The organism is Ereboglobus luteus (genome assembly GCF_003096195.1).
GTDB classification, from domain to species: domain Bacteria; phylum Verrucomicrobiota; class Verrucomicrobiia; order Opitutales; family Opitutaceae; genus Ereboglobus; species Ereboglobus luteus.
On the sequence record NZ_CP023004.1, the window covers coordinates 3,850,304 to 3,870,951 of the forward strand.

Below are 20,648 nucleotides of genomic sequence, written 5' to 3' on the forward strand. Positions count from 1 at the left end.
AAACGGTTCAAGGCAGTTTGGAAATTTTTTTGACACCCAGTTCCGGTTTTTTGGCGGGGACGGGCTTGCTGAATATCTGCCGCAACCGATCATATGAAGGGCGCGGAGTGAGATCGGTATTGAGGATGCCAAGCCCCCGCTCGAATTCGTTTTCCGGAGGGATCTTGCAGCGGGCATTATAGATAAAAACGGCGTCAATTTGAGGATGTGCCGCCAGTTTTAAAAACAGCGCCTCCATAAAATCCGCCTGCCCCTGCTCCGTCACCTTGTTTGCCACGGGGTATCCTGTTTCCGTCACCCACACGCGTTTATCCACGCCCTTCTCGCGCATCAACGCGGTGATGTTGTTCACCATATAAAGCCATTCGTCTGGATGGCTCGGATACGCGTGGACCGACAGCGCGTCGTAAGTGGCGGCGTTTCTGGGCTCCAGCAAATCCGATAACGCGCTGACATTCGCCCCCCACATGCCGACAAAGCCCGTCGCGGCCAATCCTCCGTTAAGAATATAATTTTGCGTATCAACAGCCCGAAGCACGCGTGAACCGGCGTGAAGTTGGTCCAGATAATCCGAAAAGGGAGCGAGCCAAAACTTATACCAGTTGGGCTCGTTTCCAATCTCCCACACATGGATGCGTCCTTTGAATTTCTCAGCCATGAACCGAACATAACGCTCATAATCAGCCATGTTCTTCGCCGGATATTGCAATGTGGAGCGGGCGTTGGGATGAGTGGAGGCCCACCTAGGGGGAGCCGAAAGAATTGCAACTATCCTCATGCCGCGCCGGTTGGTCTCGTCCACAACAAACTCAATACGGCGCATGAACTCGGCATCGTGGGTGTCGAAGGAATCCGGGAACAGATTGCGCCATGCGAAATCCGTGCGAAGCCAGCCGACACCGAGCGCCTGCATCCTGTCAAGCAACGCAAGAACCTCTTTTTCTGTCTTATAAAAACTCATGCGCGTCATATGCGTGCAGACCCCGGCAAAATTTTTCCACGAGGCGTCTTGATCAATAACTGTGGGAACCGAGGTGTCCAATTTCGGCAGCTCTTCAATGCGAATATTATCCACGGCAACGGCTCCCCTCCCCCGGATTCCGAGCGCAAACTGGCCGCCATCGCTGCTTGCCGGGACGACTTCGTAAACCTTCCGAAGAACAACATGCACCGGCCCGTCAATCGTCGGAGCAGTCTGCCTGCCGTCAAGATTGCGCGGCTTGGTATAGAAATAAGGATGCGCTTTTTCCGCGACCGGTTCCAGTAGTTTATAATCAAATGAAACACGATAATAATGATACGGTTTCATCAAACCCGGTTTCACCTCAAAACAAACAGTCCATTTTGATGAGTCTTCAACGACTCTTGCAACCAATGCCTTGCTTCCGTCAATCGAATCGGCGCCGTCGGTGATTCGGGCATATTGCGAGTGAATTTTAACCGGCGAAGGAGCCTCCCCATCGAAGTCAAATGTTGCGACAAGCCTGCCCGGCTCGGGATTCGACAAAAAATTCAGACTGTCCGCCCTTGCAAATCCCGCCATTAAAACAACCGCAAGCAATGCCCGCGATGACTTAATTAACAACCGGCCCGCATTTGATGAAAACTTGGTCAATTCCATGCGCAAGGCGTGTGATCTAATATTCATAATTTTTGGGGGCGTAAAAATAGGATGGTGTTTTAATTGAAGAAATTAAAAATACATTGGAGCGACTTAAGGTCACAATATCCATTGCATGACGAGAGAGATTGGAAAATCCATGCTTATTTTCTTATTTTATTATTCAACAATGTATTTCCCGTCCCGTTAATGCACTGGGTGAATTCGCGCGCCTTGATTAACGGCGGCGGAAAATCGCCAAGGCGGCAGCGGTTAAAAAAAACCATATCGATACGGCTCCTCCGCCACCACCGGAGGAATCGGAATTATCGCCGGGTCCGGGTGGCGGCGGCTCAGGCGGCTCCGGTTCATTATCGCCATCATCTTTGCGCCGCACATCCACCATCGCGATATATTCAGGGCTGCCGTCGGCGCCGGAGTATATGCGAAAGTCGGATTTCCAAGACCTGGAATTGTCAAATTGCGCATCGGTGAGGTGGAATGTGCCATACTTCCAAGTGTTGGTGTTTGTTTTGACAATGGGTTGGGCATTGACTGTGTCCCCGTCGCTTGTCGTTGACTGATACTGGAGGACGATGTTGTCGCTGCCGGCATCATAATAAAGAACGCCAACCGTAACATTGGTGTCCCCCGTGCGAACCACACCATCGCATACCTTGAAGTAAAGATACTTGCTGCCGTTCTCGATCTTGCGGCATTCGCGACCGCCAATCGTCCACGGAATGCTATATGCGTTGTTGCTCGGATTGGTGTCAATAACCTGCTCCATCAATTTATTATAATTTGTGTAACCGAGAATAACTCGCGCCGGGTTCATCTCACGGCAAACGGCAACCCGGCTCACCGCCAGCGCATCGTATGTTCCGGCAAAGATGCGGAAATCCCCTCCCCAGCTTTGCCCGTTTTTGAAGTCGTGATCGGTTATGGTAAACTTTTGGGTCTTCCACTCCAATGTGTTGGTGCGGCTGCCTGTCAGCGTCTGAACGGTGGTGGTTGCCGTTTGATATTGAAGCTGCCAGTCATGAGTGCCCTCATCCCAATATGTGACCTCTAGTGTCACGGTCGAGTCCAGGCCGTGATTGTTTCCGTAAATATAATGATCATTAATACGGCAAACCATGTAATGCCCGGCCGGGATGAGTTTGCTGGATCCATCGTCGGCATAATCCTCTATCCCGGCCTTGCCGCCGGCGTCATCCACAAAAGTAAGCGTAAGACGCTGGGCTGCCTCGGTGGGATAAGCTTTTTGGAGTGCAAAATTGGTTTCAGCGCAATCGCCTCCCTGATAATGATAATATGCCTTCAGCGGAGTGCGATCGGCTAACTCCAATCCGAAATGCTCCATCGCGATGTCGCCGTATGGTTCGGGGCACCGGTAGTCATACCAAAAAATCTTCTGGATGCCGGGCAGGCTGAATTGCGTCACCCTCGCTTGGTCAACCCAGTCGGCCTTGGTCACCTCAAGGGATGATTCTCCATTTGTGGTGTATCCGGTTTCCGTAATCCAAATCGGTTTGTCGGCGATGTTTCTCTGCTCCATCACTGCGATGAATTGTTCGTAGCGGGCAACCATATTGGGGCTGTCAACATAAACATGATAAGCCATGATGTCAAAATAACTGCCCAATGCAGGATCCTCCTCGAACAAGGTATTGAGATATGCGGCGCCGGCGCCGGTGAATCCGCCGATTAAAATCTTGTTTTCCGAATCGACCGCCCTCGCTTTTGCGGACGCTTTTTGAAGCAATACCGTATAATCCGCGGGAGTATCCTCCCAGAAAGTTTTGGAGGGATGATCCTGCTCGTTCCATATTTCCCAATGGGTGATTTTGCCCTTGTATCTGGTGCAGACAAATTGGACAAAATCTTCCCAATCCGCCCAGTTGGCGGGCTTGTGGAATGTCGGCCTGGTGGCGCTGGACGAGGCCCAAGGCGCCGTATAGCTGAGAATCCACAGTATGTTAACGCCGTTCGCCGTGAGGCGGTTTACAACCGCGTCGCACCTGGCGAGGTAATCCTGATCATATACGCCCTTGGATTTTTCAATGCGATTCCACGACGGCCCCATTCGCACCCATTTGATGCCGGTGGCGATAATCTCATCACACTGCTTCAAATAGTCGTCGCCCCTGTTCATCGGACCGTCGCAAATGCCAAAATAGTCCATGGTAATGCTATCCGCCGTCAAAGAAGGGCCCGCTATGAAACACATTATTATCACAAGCATCCCGCCAAGCCGCCCCAGGAAGCTTGGTTTTTGGGGAATATTATATTTGTTTTGAAATAGTATTGATCGGAAACTTGTCCGGGGCTGTGACTGAAATCGCATGATTGTTTTCATAAAATTTATAATATTATTGGTGGAGCCGATCATGTGAGGAGAAAAGGTTTCGAAAGGGGTGGTGTTGCGCGGGAACTATATGGGTTTTGTATAGTCGAAATCTACCGATAGTGACGGCAAAGCAACAGCATTTCCCCTTGCCAATATTGCCAAAAACCTTACGCAAACGGGACATGAAGATTTCGAATACCCCGATGAGCATGCACCGATGGTCGAGCCTCAAAACTGAGTTGCTATGGATCTATGATGGCATTGAGCAAAGCCATGGGGAGACGGTAACGGCCGATCACAGAAACGGTTACTGGCTTTGGTTAATACACAAAGGCAGCGTGACAATGGCATGTGAACTTGGCATGCAAACCGCCACTGCCGGCCAATGGATGCTTTCGCCCCACGCGCTCACCACGCAAAAGTTCGCCCACGACTCTCGTATTCTCTCGATTCACTTTAGCTGCCAATGGCCAACAGGGGAAAATCTCTTCACGGGCAATCAGGGCTTGGTTTGGAACGCCATGGACACGCCCAAACTCGAGCGTAACGCCCAGTCCCTTCAGCGGCTAGCCAGACGTCACTGTCCCAGCGTGTGGCTGAACCTGTATCTTCAATCCGTTAGCTACCCCCTGTTCATGCGTTTCCAATACGCGCTAACGCTTTTCCTCATTGAGTTTTCGGAGGCAATGATTCGATTTGGCCGTGAATTCAGTCATTATGGCACACACGACGACCGGCTGACCTTGGCGCTCAACTGCATCCATGCGACGCCGCAAAGCAGCCCTTTCCCCTGGGAGTATATCGCCAAGGAAACCGGTCTTAGTCGCAAGCACCTCGATCGATTGTTTTACGCGCATTTTGGCACGACCAGCCGAAACTATTGGGACAAAATTAAACTCGACGAATGCATACGCCTCCTCGAAACAACGACCCTTTCGATCAAGGAAGTGGGCTACCATTTGGGATTCAAGCAGGCCTCCCACTTTTCCACCTGGTTTGCCAAGCATTCGAACCGGTCTCCCCGCGAACACAGAAAGCACGGCACACAAGTATCCGCAAAAGGCATCGTCGGCGATATTCGCGGGAGTTAGGATGCCTCTACGGTTCCAGAAGGTTCCTCATATGGAACCTATTGCCAAACTTATCTCGTGCCGACGCTGCCCAAGTAACAAAAGTTTTCACTTTATGATTTGGGGTGTTGTGGTCGGGCCGTTCACAATGAGTTGGCCATTAGGTTTGATTTCGAGGGGGTCGATGAAAACAACACGCCGGTTGCCTGTCTTTGTGGTGCGGCCGTGATAAACACAATACTGGGTGCCGTTGGCATGCGTGAAAACCATGTTGTGGCCGGTGCCGGTGACGTCGCCGCCATTGTCGGTGTTTTTCTGGAGCACGGGATTATTTTCGGCCTTTTTGAACGGACCGAGAGGGTTGTCCGATGTGGCGTAACCGACGGCGTAGTTTTGTCCGCCGTAATAATTGGCCGAATACATCATGTAATAAGTGCCGTTTTTCTTGAATATAAACGATCCCTCGGTCCACCGGCGATTGACTTCGCGCGAGGTGACGGAGCGGCTTTCCCATTCGGCCTGGGTGTCGTCCATTTTTACGGGCGGGCGCAACAGGAGTCTCGGCTCGCCGATGATGCCGGAAAAATCGGGTTTGATCTCGACGCCGTAAATCCAGCTTTCCTCGATTTCCTTGAACCAGCCGCGTTGTTTCGCCCAGTCGGCGACTTCGCTGGCGACGGGATTTTTATAACAGCAGCGCGAATAGTATAAAAACACACGTCCGTTTTCGAACCAGAGGTTGGCATCGATAATCGGATAGCCGGGATCGAAAATCGGGCGGTTCATCAAGTCCTTGAACGGTCCGCGCGGGCTGTCGGACACGGCGACACCGATGCGAAAGTTTTCCTGTTCGTTCGCCGGGTTCTCCTTCCAGTCGGCGCTGAATAGCATGTAGTATTTTTTGTTGATTTCATAGACCTCGGGAGCCCAGAAATTTTTCAGCGTCCACGATTCGGGCAGCGCGCCTTCGTAAACGCGGCCGATATCCGTCCAGTTTGCGAGGTCGTCGGAGACGCACGCGCGAAAGCCCTTTTCGTTTTCGGACGTGCCATACATGTAGTATTTGCCGTCGGAGGCCTTTAGCACAAACGGATCGCCGAAGGCGACGTTGAGCGGGTTTTTATAGGTGACGCTTTTTTCAGGCTTGGCGCACGAGGCGAGGGCTGTGACCAGGATCGCGGCGATTGCGCAGAGTGTTTGTGTTGAGAAAATTTTCATCGCGTGGAGAAGCGAAACGTTGTCGTGGTTTCGTAGCGGGTTCCGGGGCGGAGGATTGTGCTTGGAAAACGGGGCTGGTTCGGCGAGTCGGGCGAGTGCTGCGTCTCAAGACAGAAGCCGCTGTGTTTTTCGTAGGGGCGACGGCTTTTGCCGATGTTTGCCCCCCCGAGAAAGTTGCCGCAGTAAAACTGAATCGCGGGCTCGGTGGTGAGCACCTCAAGCACGCGTCCGGTGACGGGCTCGAAAACTTCGGCGGCTTTTACGAGGACGCGAGCCCCGGCGTTGCCACGGTCGAGAATCCAGTTGTGGTCGTAACCGCCGCCGAAGGTAAGTTGTTCGTGCTTTTGCCCGATGCGTTCGCCAATGCCGTGCGGCGTGGTGAAATCAAAGGGCGTGCCGGCGACGGGCGCGATTTCGCCAGTCGGGATCAGGCCTTTGTCAACGGGTGTGTAGGTCGAGGCGTTGAGTGTGAGGACGTGGCCCAGAATGTTGCCGGTTCCCTCGCCGCGAAGGTTGAAGTAGGAATGGTTGGTGAGGTTGACGGGCGTGGCTTTGTCGGTCGTGGCGGCGTATTCGATGCGGAGTTCGTTTTTGTCGGTAAGCCAGTAGGTCACGGTCACGTCGAGGTTGCCGGGATAACCCTCCTCGCCGTCCTTGCTCACGTAGTGGAGGCGGAGGCCGGTGGCGTCTTTTTCAGCGACGGGCGTGGCATCCCAGAGCGCTTTGTCGAAACCGGCGTTGCCGCCGTGAAGCGAGCACGGGAGACCGCCGGGATCGTTGTTCGTGGCAAGTTTGTATGTCCGTCCGTCGAGAGTGAACCGGCCTTTCGCGATGCGGTTGCCATAGCGGCCGATGAGCGCGCCAAAATAGGGCGAGTCCTTTGTGTAGTCGGAGACATCGTTGTAGCCGAGGACAACGTCGGCGAAATTGCCTTCGCGGTCCGGAACAATAACGCGCACCACGATGCCGCCGTAGTTGGTGATGGCGACCTTGGATCCTTGGATGTTGGTGAGTGTGTAGAGTTGAGCGGCACGGCCGTCGCGAAGAGTGCCAAATGATGTCATGGTGACGCTTGGTTGCGCGGCGGGCGATGCGGCTGCCGTGATGAGCGTGGCAAATGCAACACCGGCAATGGCGCGAAGTTTTTGTATTTTCATAAAATGAGAGGTTAATTGCGCACGGATACACGCGTCGAAGGCGGGCCCATGTAGGAGCGTTTCATGCCGCCGAGATCGATCACGAATTTTTGAAGCACGAGCCCCGGAGTGCCGCAAATCACGCGCAGGGTGTGCTTGCCTGGCTTGTCTATATAGAGCGTGCTTTTGCCGATCGCGCAGTTGCGGACCACGTTGTCATACCAGGCCTTGGTGTATTCAGAGGTCGAGGTGGTTGGCGCCATGATCGCGCCGCCATCGATGCGAATGCCAAAACGCGTCTCGGCATTTGTGATTTCGTGCCCCGCGAAATCGGGATCGTTAAAGAGTTGGTAGGTCGGAAGCATATAGGTGTATACATCGACCTGGCCGGCGTGGAATGTGTAGAAGTCGTATTCGACGTAGGGGGAATTCAGATTTGTCGGGCTGTGCTTGGACTGGACGGGATTGCCGAATTGCACGCATTTGTCCTCAAACCCGAGATTATTTATCATGCGCATTTTGATTTTGTTGTTCTCCTTCTTGCGGGCGAATCCGGCGGCGGGAATGGACACGATTCCATTGTCCTCAATATATATGCCGCCGACTTCCTCCCGCTTCGGCGTGGCGGGATTGAAGGCGGAGACGAGGACTTGTTTTTTAATATTATTGGCGGTGATTTCAATTGTGCCGAGGAGGTTTTCTTCGCCGTCGGGAACCTTGTTCCAATCAACACCCACCACGACGCGGTTTTCCGTCAGGGTTTCACCGTTGTTTCTGGTGACCACAATCCACGGCGCGGACGTGGTGAGCGTCCACGAAAGCGACTGCGTGCTTTTGTTGTAGATATCCACATAATAACCGCGCTGGAGATAGGGGTTGAAGCATGGAAGCGCGTTGTAGCTGCGGACGCCGCTTTGCACGTCCTCACCCTCGGCCTGTATTCCGAAATCGGGCGTGTCGGGAAGCTGAATGTTTTCCATCGGGGGCAGTTGGTGGTAGGCGGTGGGGCCGCCCATCCTGAGCTGCATCATGCCATTCCATTTTCCGTCGAGCTGATTGTTGTAGATGGCCGTGAGGGCTTCGAGTTTCCGGTAGTATTTCTCAACGTCAGCGGCGATGCCGTTGGTCGCGGCGCGGCCCTGGCGGGCATACATGCGATTTTTCTGCGCGTTGAGGTGCACGCGGTTCATGAGCTCGGCGCCGCGCACTGGATAATAGACAAGTTGGAAAAACGCGGGCTGCTGATCTTTCGGAAGTCCGCTCATGAGGCGGTCGGCAAGTTTTCCGATGCGGTCATAATCGGCCAGGCGCTTCTCGGCCTCCTTGTAGTTAACAAATGAAAACTCGGTGTCGGTGATTTTTTCGCGATGCTCGGCGCGCTGGTCCACATTCCATTCGTAGCCCCAACCCATGAGCTCGGGTTTGCGGGAAAAGGCCAGGCGGTAGAAGTTTGTGGTGACGTCGAGATAGTCGCGGTAATTCTTTTCGCCAAACATCCTGGAGAGCCATTTGGCCTGATAGCTGGCAACCTTGGTGTAATTGAAGGCGTTGATATCCCACGCCATGTCGATGAAGAATTGCATGTGAAACTCGCAGGATTTGATGTCGCCGACATTGAGGAGCCAGATGCGGTCGGCGGTCGTGTCGTAGGCTTTGCGCAATTCCTCATACATGAGCGCGGGCGAGTTGCTGCCCATCCAGAGATAATCATGGGGCCTGCCGAGGTAGGAGACATGATAATACACGCCGGCGCGACCGGAGCGTTTTTGCTCATAGGGATCGCTGAGGCGTTTCATGTAACCATAGTTGTCGTCCGCCCAGATGAGCGTGACCTCGTCGGGCACTTTCAGCCCGTGCGAATACACATCGAGCACCTCCTTGTAGGGAGTGAATGCCTGCGGAATATCGGTGAGAGGTTTTTTGATGACATCGGAGAGGATATCGCGCTGATCAGCGATGGCGGCTTCCAGCGTGCGCACGCGGTCAACCATTTTATTGCTGCCGGCCATTGCCTTGTCGTGGACGCCTCTGAGCGCGAGCGTATATACATTTTCGTAGCGACCGTTTTCCTTGACCCGCTGGCGCAGCACTTTGCTTATCATGTCGCGATTTTGGGCGAAATTCCACTCGCCCATGGTCTTCTTGTCCCACTCGGTGGCATTATTAAACAGAAGCGGCTCGCAATGCGTGGAACCCATCACAATGGCGTAGCTGTCGGCGATTTCCTTGTTTTCCGGATATTTATTAAAAGGGTCCGATGAACCGTGCATCGCGGGGCAAAGATAGTTTGCCTTCATGCGCAACATGAGCTCGCACACTTTATCGTAGGTTTTCGGACCGATTTTCGTGCCGGGCTCGAAGGTGTTTTTGGCCCAATTCGTCAGCCCCCAATCCTCATCATTAATAAAAATGCCGCGGTATTTCACGGTTGGCGGTTTCGACACGACCTTGGTCACCTGAAGAACAATCTCGGATTTTTTCGCCACGGGAACATCGGCCCACCAATACCACGGCGACACGCCGATGAGTTCGGAAATCGAGAGGAGCCCGTAGGCCGCGCCGCGCCGGTCACTGCCCGCAATCACGAGCGCCGTTTTGACGCCGGGTTGCGGATCGCGGATAAGCTGGATGGTGTAACATTCCCATTTTCCGCGAATCGAATCGATGTCGGCAAGCTTGCCCTCGGCGGCCCATTTGTCGATGAGCGCGCTTTGACCGAGAGTGCCGACGACGACGCAGTTCGCAGCGGGCTTGGTGCTGACAGCGACGGTTTTTTTGGTGACGCGCTTGATGTCGTCGGAAAAAAGGCGCGCGGATGTTTCGATGACGCCGGCGTCCTTTGAGTCGTAAACGATGACGGTTTGCGCGGAGTCGTGGCGAAGGGCGAACGTGTTGGTTTCGTTCATCGCAGTCGCGAGTGTGACTTGGGCGCGGACAAAAGACGCGGAAAGCCCGAGAAGCAGCGTTAAAAATATAATTCTGAGTGATGACTTGATCATAGGGTGTCGTGTTAAATTTCTGCTGTGAACGATGGCTTGCCCGCCAACAAGGGCGCACGTCCCCGTGGCGTGCCGGCAATAGGCGTGGAAGCGTTCATTTCTTAGATGCCGCACGGCCGGATATCCTCTACCGCGCGTTTGATAAAAAGAAGCATTGTTCCGAACAAACGCGCATGCGCATATTTCATTCCGGACGAGAGAAACGGGGATTACTTCGCCGCGGGTTTCGAGCGCTCGAGAATGACCGCGTCGAGCGAGGGAGAGCTGGCGGGATTAAAGATGCCGCTGATGCGGGCGTTTTCAAGACGGTCGCCATAGATGACGTGTCGGGGTTGCTGGAATTTTCCCTTGCCCCAGCGGACATTATAGCCGTCGACGACGGGATCTTTGGCGTTGGCAAGAATGAGCGAGGCGGGGATTTTTCCGTAGTCAACCTCGACCTCGACACCGGAAGCGCCGCCGGAGATTTTTTTAGCCTTGGTGAGGTCTTCGTCGCCAACCATGGAAAGAAAGATGTTGCGGAAAACGAGGTTTTCGATGGGGGAATTAGGGTGTCCAGTGATGATGCTGCGACCTCGGGTGTAGATGGTAATGTCACTAAAGAGCACGTCACGGATGGCTCCGAGGCGGGAGCTTTTTTGGCGGCGGTTGATGTCCATGATGATGGGCCATTCGTTGCCCTTGTCCCATTTGCGCTTGGTGGTGATGGAGATGTTGGAAAAGCGGATATTCTGCATGGTGCCGCCGTCCTTGACGAAGAGCGCGATGCCGGTGCGGGAGTCGGTGATGGTGCAGTTGCTCATGTAAACGTGGCGGAAATCGCCGTGGCTTTCGGTGCCGAGTTTGAGCGCAGAGGCGGAGCTGATCATCACACAGTTGGTGACGGTGACGTGTTCGACGGGCGGGGTGCGGTCGCCCATTTTTGTCGTTTTTAAGACGATGCAGTCGTCGCCGGATTCGATGCGGCAGTCGGAGATCATCACTTTGCGCGAGGAGTCGATGCCGATGCCGTCGGAGTTTATGACGCGGAGATTGTTGACGATGCTGCAACCGCGGATTTTCACGTCCTCGCAATTTTTCACGTGGACGGTCCAGCAGGGGGCGTTGCGGATGGTTATGTTTTCGAGGCGAACGCCGGTGGAGTTGAGGAATTCAAGCATGGGTGTCGGACGAAGTTTTACGCTTTTCATGTCCTCGCTGAAGTAGGAGTCGCCGTTGCCGTCGATGGCACCGGCTCCCTCGATGGCAACGTTTTTGGCGTCGCGAGCGTAGATGAGGTGACGTTGCGGGTAGGTTGCCTTGCCTTTGGTGCCGCTGATAAGGCCCTGCCGGTAGAGTTTTTCGACTTCGGTGTAGTCCTCGACGTTGGGGCTGCCGAGGATGGTGGCGCCGGCGGTGAGGTGAAGAGTGACGTTGTCCTTGATGTGGACGGTGCCGACGAGATAGGTGCCCGCGGGGAACCAGACGGTGCCGCCGCCCTCGGCGGTGCATGTGTCGATGGTTTTCTGGATGGCGGCGGTGTCGAGCGTGGCGCCGTCGCCCTTGGCGCCGTGGTCGCGGACGTCGTAAAGCGAGCGGATGTCAGCGGCATTGAGCGCGGTGGCGAGCGCGAGGAATATGGCGATGTTGCGGAAGATTTTCATGGTATTGGAAAAGGGGGCAGGCACTCAGTTTTGTATTATTTGAAAAGAGAGAGATCAATTGAATCGGCCATCATGCGGTAGCCTTTGTCGCCGGGATGCAGATGGTCGCCGCAATCCGCCGCCTTCAACATGCGGTCCGGATTTTTGGGATCGCGCACGGTGGCGTCGAAATCAATCACCGCGTCGAACTCGCCACTCGTCCGTATCCAGTCATTGATGCGCTGGCGCCTGGCTTCGAGTTGCGGCTTTTTCGCGTAGAAGGAGCCGCCGCATGGCAATATGGTTCCGCCAAAAACACGCATGCCACGCTTGTGAGCGAGCGCGATGAACCGCCTGTATGCCGCGATGATTTCATCCGCGTCCGTTTTGCCGCCGCCGAGATCATTGATGCCCTCGAGCACAATCACCCAGCGAACGCCGGTTTGCAAAAGCACGTCGCGCTCGAAACGCTTGAGCGCGGGCTCGCCCTTGCCGCCGCGACAAACGGTGTTTCCGCCGATGCCCTGGTTGAGCACGCCGATGTGCGCGGTCTCGGGATTGGCCAGCAGGCGGCGCGCGAGGAAATCGGGCCAGCGGCGATTTTCGTCCTCAGTGGAACCGCGTCCGTCGGTGATGGAGTCGCCCAGGCACACAATCGCCGCGGCGTTTTCATTCGCACTCACGTCCACGCCGGAAAGATAAAACCATGTGTTAGTGTTCACGGATGATTTGAGCGAGGGCGCGGCAACGGCGTCGCCCGTCTGAAAAAAACTTTTGCAGCGCGCCGACCGATGACCGGTGACTTCGTTCACGTGCTTCTCAACATGAATGGTCACCGTGAGGTCGGCCCCCGGCGCCAGGTCGAAATCGAGCGGATCGGAAATCATCAACTTGCCGGCGGGAATCGCCACCGAAGACCGCCCTTGAAACGCGAGAGGCTTGAGTGTGTTCGCCTTGATTTTATGCGAGCCATTTGAAACCGCCACTGTCGCGGCTGTGATGCGCAAATCGTTTCCCGCTTTCGCAAACGCGTTCGAAAACCGCACTCGCATTTGTTTTCCGCCAATGGAAACACGCACGATTTGCCTGATCGTAACATTGCCCAATTCAGGCAGCGAAGGCGGCATCAGCTTGGCCTCGACTTTTTGCGCCGACGCGGCCCAAGTGCCAACCCAGTGCATGCCGTCGGTGCGCGCACTGTCCGTCTGCCGCGCCGCAAGCTGTCCCGCGCATGCGACAAACAGGGCGATAAAAAAAGCGGGGAGAACAGAGTGAAAACTGCCTTTAATATTCATGGTCATCACGAACCGCCCCCGGCATCGGGAATGCCGGAGCGTTTTTCAAAATAGTCGTTTATGGACTGCCGCCATTTTTCAGCGTGCCCGGCTTGTTCGGACAACTTTTTCCGGACGTGCTCATAACGCTCCTTGTCTATGAGCTTGTTGAGTGCCTTCCAGCGTTCCGTGAAATCGCGCGCCGTGGCCACGCCTTCATTATGCCTGTCATAAAACGCCTGGATCACCGTCGTGCCGTTTTTGAGTTTGTGGGTGTAGGGCACGTGATGGAAAAACAACAAAAGCTCCTCCGGGCATGTCCCGAGTTTTTCATACCGGGAGCGCCAGGGCTCGGAAAACTGCCCGGCATAACCCGAGCCTTTCGCCGCGGTGCGATTGGTTCCAAAGCCCTTGGCATCCGCCCTGTGAACGGAACCGCGCGAGGCCGGGGCGGGGTCGATGTGCTTGCCGCGATCGCACAGCATTCCGATTCCAAACGGGCTTGTGTAATTTTCATACGCCGGCCAGGAATCGCGCAAAATCGACACTATGGTTTTCACGACCACCGGATCGCGTCCGAAGGTCAACCGCACCCAGTCCGACGCGATCTCGTCCGGCGACGTCTCCGGATTCCATGCGAGCCGACCGAAAGCATAGGTGTTGGCCTGCGCGAGCAAGTGCCCGGTCCAGTTTCGGGAGTCGTTAATATTCATCACGCCCGCAATGGCATCGGTCGTGTTCCACATGCGCGCGTCGTTCTTCTCACCCTTCAGCGGAAAGCGCAGCACGTCCGACCACATTTGCCCGAGGAAACACACATGCCTGTCCTGCCCCGTGTATTCCTGGGTGATTTGGAATTCGACAGCGAGATCGGTGCGCGGCATCGCGCCGAAAAGGGTCGAGATCGGTTCGCGCACCTGAAAATCGACGGGGCCGTTTTTGACCTGTAGAAACACATTTTTGGCAAACTTGCCGTCGAGAGGCTTGAATTGATTATACGCCTGCGGGGTGCGGTCGCCTTTTGCGTTATATACAAATGCGCGCCAATACACATAACCGCCGTGCGGCGCGAGGGCCTCGGCCAGCATGTTCGCGCCCTCGGCGTGCGTGCGTTTGTATTTGAGCGGGCCAGGCTCGCCCTCGGAGTCGGCCTTGACGAGGAAACCCCCGAAATCCGGAATCACCTTGTAGATTTCCGCCGCCTTGTTTTTCCACCATGCGCGCACGCGCGCGTCCGCCGGATCCGCCGTGTCCAGCGAACCCACGATGGAGGGGCTGAAAAAATTAACCGATATATATAATTTCACGCCATAGGGACGGAGCACCCCGGCCAGCGCCGCGAGCTTGGGTAGAAATTCCGGCGTCAGCAGGCGCCAGCCTTCGAGCCCGTTTTTGGCGGTGTTGACGTTGTTAACAACGACTGCGTTGAGCCGCATCGAGGCGAGCATGCGCGCCCAGTCGTTCAATCGAGAATCCACTTTTTTCGGCAATGCGTTCCAATCGAATATGCTTTTCCCTCCATAACCGCGCTCTATCGAGCCCCTGACCGGGTTGTCCCAATGATTGGCGAAACGATGGCGCATTTTGGGCGCGTCAACAACATGCAGCCCCTGCAATGAACCGCCGAGTTGCAATGTGCGCAACAGCGCAAAGGTTCCGTATAAAATACCGCGCGTCGAGTTTGCCGCAATGATTGTCGCCGGACGCCCCTCCCATGCGCCCGTGCGCAACACGAAGCCCTCCTCCCCCACCCCGGCAAGTTCCCCGGCGCCGACGAGCGATGCGATTGCGGGATGGGCATTGCGACCGCCCACGTAAATGGATCCGGCCTTGGCGTTGTTTGCCTGAAACGCCTTCCCGAGAATCGCCGGAAGCGCGCGTTTGAGCTCCAGATATGCCGCGCCAGCCTTGAACGACTCCGGCGCCACAACCTCGCCGCCGCAATATTGTATATATTCATTGCGGCGGGCGGTGTCCGCTTCGAGCCGGTAGCGCAGCCAGAATTCGTAGCCGTCCTCGGCATGGGCGAAATTGGCGACTAACGCGATGCCTATGATCACCAAACAACGGGCGATTCTTTGGAGTGCGGAAGCAGAGGGCGCAGCCCGGCGACGCCGCTTTTTGCACGCAAATGAAATTCGGGAATCGCCCAAAGCGGTGTCGCCGCTTCGCTCTGCCGCCGCACTCCAAAGAGCGTCTTCGTTTGTCTCACGTTTCATTGCGCAGTCCTCGCGCGCTCCAACAACGCCTTTACTGCGGGCCATGTGATTTCGCGGCTGGCGTCAGGGTCGGGATGGATGCCATCGGAAACCATTTTTTTATAACGCTTCATATCCTTCGTCATGATCTCCCGCCACACCGGAAAATTATCGACCAGCGGCAGATTATTGCGAGCCGCGTAGTCGCGATACACGGCATAATATTTTTCCATTTGAGGGCGGTCGCTGCCGTATGATTTTCCGCCCGCCTTGGGCGCGTCTGAATCCCAGGCTGGATTCATGGTTTGAAGAACAATGTCGACTTGCGGATTCTGCTCGCGCAACGCGCGCACCATCGCGTCGAGGTTTTGCTCCGATTTTTTAATGGAGATTTTGTGCTTTGTGGCCGAGTCGTTTGCCGAAAATTCGATAAACACCAGGTCGGGATTTTTCGAGAGCACGCGTTTCTCCAGGTTGGCCAGCCCCCATCTGGAGGTGCGGCCTGAGAGCGCGGCCCGGACAAACGTGACCTTTCCGCGATAGGTTTTCTTAAAATACTTTTCGAGCTCCGTCACCCAAGCGCCCGAGACACTCAGGCTAGTGCCATAGACAACGACCGTCTGCTGTTTGCCCGCGTTGAGGTTTTTAAAAAACGTCGTCGGCAGCGGCCCGGCTTTGTCCGTTTTTTGGTCTTGGGCAAATGCGAGTGTTATTGGCACGAGCATGAGCGCGGCGACAAGTATGAGCGTGCGCGGTGTTTTCATGATTTGTGTATTTTGAGTTGATATAAAAAGTGAACCCGGATGACGCATCGGGAGGCAACGGCGCGGCAGTGTCGCGCCGTTGCGTATCACAAATACAAAATCCAGGGGAAGGTGTTTGCGCGCAATCGCGTTGCCATCAGTGCTTGTTTGCGCGTCCGAAGTTAAAAATCCAACGGCCTAGCGCGAGCGCGGCGAGCCCGAAAAGGAACCAGACGCTGGGCGCGCCACCACCGCCGCCACCGCCGCCGCCATCTATGACGACGGTGCCGCCGGAGCCATTGGAAGTGTCAACGGCAAGCGTCATGGAACTGTTGACCGTGCCCGATGCGTTGAAGGCGACGACTTGATACACACCGGCATCGGATGCCTGCGCGGAATCAATCGAAATCGTGTGCGCCTGGCCCCGGCTACCGCTCACGGCGACGCCGTCCTTATACCATTGATACGACGGCGCGGGCGCACCCCAAGCGCGGCCCGCCAGAGTGAGCGATCTGCCGGCCCTGACCGTGGAGCTGACGAGCGGCGAGACGATGCAGGGCGGCGAGACCAGCGTGCGAATCGCGCTGTTGCCGGAATCAATCACATAGATGTCACCCGTGCCATTGGCATCAACAACAATGCCGGCGGGGGCGCTCAAGAGCGCGGTGTCGCCGCCGCCATCGACCGCGCCCGCGAGTTGCGGCACGCCAATGAGCGTGGAAACAAATCCGGCCTTGGGATCGCACACGCGAATCGTGTTGTTGCCGGTGTCGGCAATATAGAGGAAACCGGCGGCGTCGATTGAAAGGCCTTGCGGGCTGTCGAAGCGCGCCGCGCCGTCGCCACCGTCCCAATAGTGGATATCGCCAACCGAGCCGGCGACCGTGCCAACCGCGCCCGTGGCGAGATCCACGCTACGAATCAGGCTGTTCAACGTGTCGGCCACGTAGAGTGTGTTGGCGGCATGGTCATAAGCGAGACCGCTGGGGCCGTTGAACTTTGCGGCTGAACCGACACCTTCGGCAAAGCCACCCGCGCCGACGGAGCCCGCGAGGATCGTTATGGAGCCATCCGCCGCGGAGATTTTTTTGATCACATTCGCGGTCGCTCCGCCCTCGGTGAAATACACATTGTCCGACGAGTCTATCGCGAGACCGCCGGGGTTGGACAATCCGGTCGCGATCGGCCACACGGTTTGATCGAGCGGCAACACCTTCATGATGGCGCCGGTTTGCTGGCTGGCGAAATAGACGTTGCCTTGGGAATCTGTGGCGACCGCGGAAGGCTGGCCGGCGGAGACGTAGCTGGACACATCGCCGTTTGTCGCGATGGTGCGGACAGTATTGTTGGCAAAATCGGCCACGTAGATCGTGCCGGAAATGCCAAACGCCGCCGTGTGCGGCTGGTCGAAACGCGCCGCGGTGCCGTTCGCATCCACGAGCCCCGGCGTCTCCAACGCACCCGCATAGGTCACGATGGTGGAGGCGGCCGGTTCGAGCGCAATGGCGACATCCTGGACAAAGGTGCCGGCCGAGTCGGTCGCGCTTATTTCCACCATGTAGTAACCCGCCGCGGAGGGCGTCCCCGAGATGAGGCCGGTGGCCGGATCAAGCGCAAGGCCGGGAGGAAGCCCCGTCGCGCCGTAACTCGCGGCAGGCGTTTCCGCGGTGATTTGATAAGTGAACGGCTGCCCTGTCGCGCCGCCGGCGGTCGTGGGACTGTCGATAAACGGACCGGGCGGAACCGGGATGACACGCAAGCCGATCGTGCCCGTTCCCGTGCCACCGCTTGTCGTCGCGGCAAGGATAATTGTGTAATCGCCCGTGGATGCAGGCGCGCCTGAAATCGCACCGGTCGCGGGATCCACCGCCAAACCGGAAGGCAGATTTGTCGCCGAGTAGCTTTCGATGCCCGCGGTTGACGCGACCATAATCTGGTCGGCATACGCCCTGCCCGCGTAGCAAGTCGCGGAGCCCGAGTTGGTGATAACGGGAATCGGATAGTATTGTTTTATAACTATATTAATCGTGCCGGTGACAGTGCCGACGATATTGGAAGCCTCGACGACAACCGGATACGTCGAGCCGGAAATCGCCCAAGTGGTGCCATCACCCGTGCATGTTCCGGAAAGCGTGGCAGTGAGCCCATCATAAGACAACCAAGAGGGCAGCACGCTCGTCACCGTGGTCGAGGTGACAAAGTTTGTGGCGGTTATTGTATAACTGAACGCCTCGTTCAAGAAACCGTTGACCGTGGACGAACTTGTGATCACGGGATCCGGCATCGAATCCATGATATCAAAGGTCAACGGACTGCTGCCGGTGCCGGTCGCATTAATGGCCTGCATCGTCACTGTCGTTGTGCCCGATGCCGAGGGCGTGCCGGCAATTGCTCCCGTGAGCGCATTGAGCGTCAAACCGGCGGGAAGCGTGCCGCTGACGCCATAGAACGCGGGGGCGTTCTCGGCGGTGATCTGATAATCGAGCGGATAACCGCGCACCCACACCATGCTGGTCGCGCTCGTAATAACAGGCGCCACCGTGGAGTCGTCGATAATGACTGTGATCGTGGTTTCCGTGACACCGCTCGGATTCACCACCCGAAGCGTGACCTCCCATGTTCCGGTGCCGTCGGGCGTGCCGGTCAAGCGCCAGACTTTGGTGACGGGATCCTGCACGAGACTCATCCACGCAGGATTGCCACTGATTAAATAGAATTCTTGGGGAAGATTTTCCGCCGTAATATCATAATTGAATTCCTCCGTAGAGGAGCCCACGGCAATCGGGTCCATCGTAAACTCGGGCTTCGGAACCGAATCCTTCACTTCGAAGGTTATCGTCCCCGTAACGGTGGCGGCCGGATTCACTGCGGATATTACAGCCGCATAGGTGCCGGCGCCCACAGTGGGCGTCCCCGATATAACAAAGGTTGCCGGATCGTATGACAGTCCCGGGGGCAAACCGGTGACACCAATCGTGTCGATTTCGCCGCCAAACACGATGGGCGCCCCAACGTAAGCCCAACCCTGCACAACCTCAACCATGCTGCTGAAACCCGAAATCGTGGGGGATTCATACAGCTTAAAAATAATACCATGATCGTCGCGCATAAGCCTGTAGCCAAAATCTGGCTGCGCATATACAGCAGGCATGTCCACCGACAAACCTGCGGTGATCTCATTTGTAAGAGGATCCACCGTCAGTCCGTCGAAAGTTTCCTCAAAGGTGCCATCGGCGGTGAACAATGTATATTCACCAGTGGCGGCCGCACCTTCGGCAAGATCGGTGATCTTTATGACAGTATTATCAAACCCGATGGTCTTTAGTGACGCGCCCGAGCTATTGATAACGGCAACGTTTGTATTTGTGCGCCCCTTGCCGAGTGCAAAATTAATCACAGCGCCGTCCTCCAGTTGCACAAGCGTCTGCGCGGTGGCAAGCGATCTATCGACGGTCAAAGTCGAATAACCCGCGCCAATCGTGCCGGTGAATGTGCCCGAGTCCATCGCCGCGGGGTCCGACTTGACAAGGGCCAAGTCGCCGGGTTGCAAGGTTCCGCCACTGGCAATAGTCACAACGCCCACGGTGCCTGATCCGCCAAAGGTCGCGCCGCTGCCCGCGGTCCCGGTGCTTTTGAGGATGGAGCCGTTTGCCATGATCGCGCCATTGGTCGCGACCACCAAGCCAGTATGCGCTGCGGCATTGCCACTCAAAACCAGCGTGCCCGCGCCATCCTGAATCAGGCCAACGCCCGAGCCATTAATGCTGCCGCCAAACTCAAGCCGTCCGGCTGCCACAGTGACGGTGCGCTGCGGAGATGCCAATGCAACCTGGCCTGTGCCCAGATTTAGGTCGTTTGTGCCGAAAAAGGTAAAATCACCATGGAGTTCAGTTTTTTGATTATATTTAACGGTGATTGCGGTGCCGCTTGTATTGTCAACAGTTGTGGCGTCGCTAATTCTGAAAGTCCCGTCGCCAAGCGCGCCGGCGTGATTTATGTTCAACTGCCCCTCCTCCAAAATTACAGCGCCATCAAACGCGCTCGGTGACGACATGCCATTGAGACCAGTTGTATTGTCCTTAATATCGCCTCCCAGCGTCAGGATGCCAGCTCCTCTTTTATAAAGGTTCGAACTTCCTATCGTATAGCGTCCGTTCATATCAATATCGCCAGAACCGCGAAATATCGCATGGGCCGATCCGCTGCCGCCTCTATTGAAGAAGACATCCGACCCAATAACCAATTTGCTCCCGTTTGTGGGATTATTATTTACAAATTCGTGATATGACCCACCCGCTCCATTCAGAGTGATGCGAAAAGCAATATCATCGGTATGATCCCCATCAATGGTAAACGAGCCGGATCCATTCTCCAGTATAAAATGGGCAATAGTGCCCGAGCCAACGCCATGAAAACGCATGTAACGACTGTTTGG

The 20,648-nt window shown here is 55.8% G+C and carries 11 protein-coding genes; 1 reads left to right on the forward strand and 10 read right to left on the reverse strand.

The genetic code is table 11. The features are described from left to right. Positions 1-7: 7 nt before the first annotated feature. On the reverse strand, positions 8-1,621 hold the full coding sequence (locus tag CKA38_RS14075) for a cellulase family glycosylhydrolase (RefSeq protein ID WP_236919054.1): 1,614 nt from the start codon (positions 1,619-1,621) through the stop codon (positions 8-10). Between the two features lie 217 nt (positions 1,622-1,838). Further along, the gene (locus tag CKA38_RS14080) at positions 1,839-3,788 is read right to left on the reverse strand and encodes a glycosyl hydrolase (protein ID WP_161554925.1); all 1,950 of its coding nucleotides are present in this window, start codon (positions 3,786-3,788) and stop codon (positions 1,839-1,841) included. Positions 3,789-4,135: 347 nt separating this feature from the next. Between CKA38_RS14080 and CKA38_RS14085 the strand changes: the two genes are divergently transcribed. Next, on the forward strand, positions 4,136-5,044 hold the full coding sequence (locus CKA38_RS14085; RefSeq protein WP_108826133.1) for a helix-turn-helix domain-containing protein: 909 nt from the start codon (positions 4,136-4,138) through the stop codon (positions 5,042-5,044). Between the two features lie 87 nt (positions 5,045-5,131). On the opposite strand, the gene CKA38_RS14090 is transcribed toward CKA38_RS14085, so the two are convergent. The 8 genes from CKA38_RS14090 to CKA38_RS14125 form a co-directional block, all read right to left on the reverse strand. After that, entirely contained in the window at positions 5,132-6,241 is a 1,110-nt protein-coding gene (locus tag CKA38_RS14090; RefSeq protein WP_108826134.1) for a glycoside hydrolase family 43 protein, read from the reverse strand. After that, entirely contained in the window at positions 6,238-7,398 is a 1,161-nt protein-coding gene (locus tag CKA38_RS14095; protein WP_108826135.1) for an aldose epimerase family protein, read from the reverse strand. The genes CKA38_RS14090 and CKA38_RS14095 overlap by 4 nt, the downstream gene beginning before the upstream one ends. An 11-nt stretch (positions 7,399-7,409) precedes the next feature. Further along, positions 7,410-10,376: a glycosyl hydrolase 115 family protein gene (locus CKA38_RS14100; RefSeq protein WP_108826136.1), complete on the reverse strand. Its 2,967-nt coding sequence runs from the start codon at positions 10,374-10,376 to the stop codon at positions 7,410-7,412. A 209-nt stretch (positions 10,377-10,585) separates the two neighbouring features. Continuing rightward, positions 10,586-12,019 carry a glycoside hydrolase family 28 protein gene (locus CKA38_RS14105; RefSeq protein ID WP_108826137.1) on the reverse strand — a complete coding sequence of 478 codons (1,434 nt, stop codon included), beginning with the start codon at positions 12,017-12,019 and terminating at the stop codon, positions 10,586-10,588. A 35-nt stretch (positions 12,020-12,054) separates the two neighbouring features. Next, a complete protein-coding gene (locus tag CKA38_RS14110; protein WP_202863917.1) occupies positions 12,055-13,293 on the reverse strand; it encodes an SGNH/GDSL hydrolase family protein in 1,239 nt (412 codons plus the stop codon). Positions 13,294-13,298: 5 nt separating this feature from the next. Further along, positions 13,299-15,332: an alpha-glucuronidase family glycosyl hydrolase gene (locus CKA38_RS14115; protein ID WP_202863918.1), complete on the reverse strand. Its 2,034-nt coding sequence runs from the start codon at positions 15,330-15,332 to the stop codon at positions 13,299-13,301. A gap of 155 nt (positions 15,333-15,487) precedes the next feature. Then, the gene (locus CKA38_RS14120; RefSeq protein WP_161554926.1) at positions 15,488-16,234 is read right to left on the reverse strand and encodes an SGNH/GDSL hydrolase family protein; all 747 of its coding nucleotides are present in this window, start codon (positions 16,232-16,234) and stop codon (positions 15,488-15,490) included. 136 nt (positions 16,235-16,370) lie between these two features. Further along, positions 16,371-20,267 carry a putative Ig domain-containing protein gene (locus tag CKA38_RS14125; protein ID WP_161554927.1) on the reverse strand — a complete coding sequence of 1,299 codons (3,897 nt, stop codon included), beginning with the start codon at positions 20,265-20,267 and terminating at the stop codon, positions 16,371-16,373. Positions 20,268-20,648: the final 381 nt, after the last annotated feature.

Coding starts and splice junctions, on each gene's coding strand:
- CKA38_RS14120 (WP_161554926.1), bottom strand. CDS start 16,234: ATGAAAACACCGCGCACGCTCATACTTGTCGCCGCGCTCATGCTCGTG.
- CKA38_RS14125 (WP_161554927.1), bottom strand. CDS start 20,267: ATGTCGTCACCGAGCGCGTTTGATGGCGCTGTAATTTTGGAGGAGGGG.
- CKA38_RS14080 (WP_161554925.1), bottom strand. CDS start 3,788: ATGGACTATTTTGGCATTTGCGACGGTCCGATGAACAGGGGCGACGAC.
- CKA38_RS14095 (WP_108826135.1), bottom strand. CDS start 7,398: ATGAAAATACAAAAACTTCGCGCCATTGCCGGTGTTGCATTTGCCACG.
- CKA38_RS14075 (WP_236919054.1), bottom strand. CDS start 1,621: ATGGAATTGACCAAGTTTTCATCAAATGCGGGCCGGTTGTTAATTAAG.
- CKA38_RS14105 (WP_108826137.1), bottom strand. CDS start 12,019: ATGAAAATCTTCCGCAACATCGCCATATTCCTCGCGCTCGCCACCGCG.
- CKA38_RS14100 (WP_108826136.1), bottom strand. CDS start 10,376: ATGATCAAGTCATCACTCAGAATTATATTTTTAACGCTGCTTCTCGGG.
- CKA38_RS14110 (WP_202863917.1), bottom strand. CDS start 13,293: ATGAATATTAAAGGCAGTTTTCACTCTGTTCTCCCCGCTTTTTTTATC.
- CKA38_RS14090 (WP_108826134.1), bottom strand. CDS start 6,241: ATGAAAATTTTCTCAACACAAACACTCTGCGCAATCGCCGCGATCCTG.
- CKA38_RS14085 (WP_108826133.1), top strand. CDS start 4,136: ATGAAGATTTCGAATACCCCGATGAGCATGCACCGATGGTCGAGCCTC.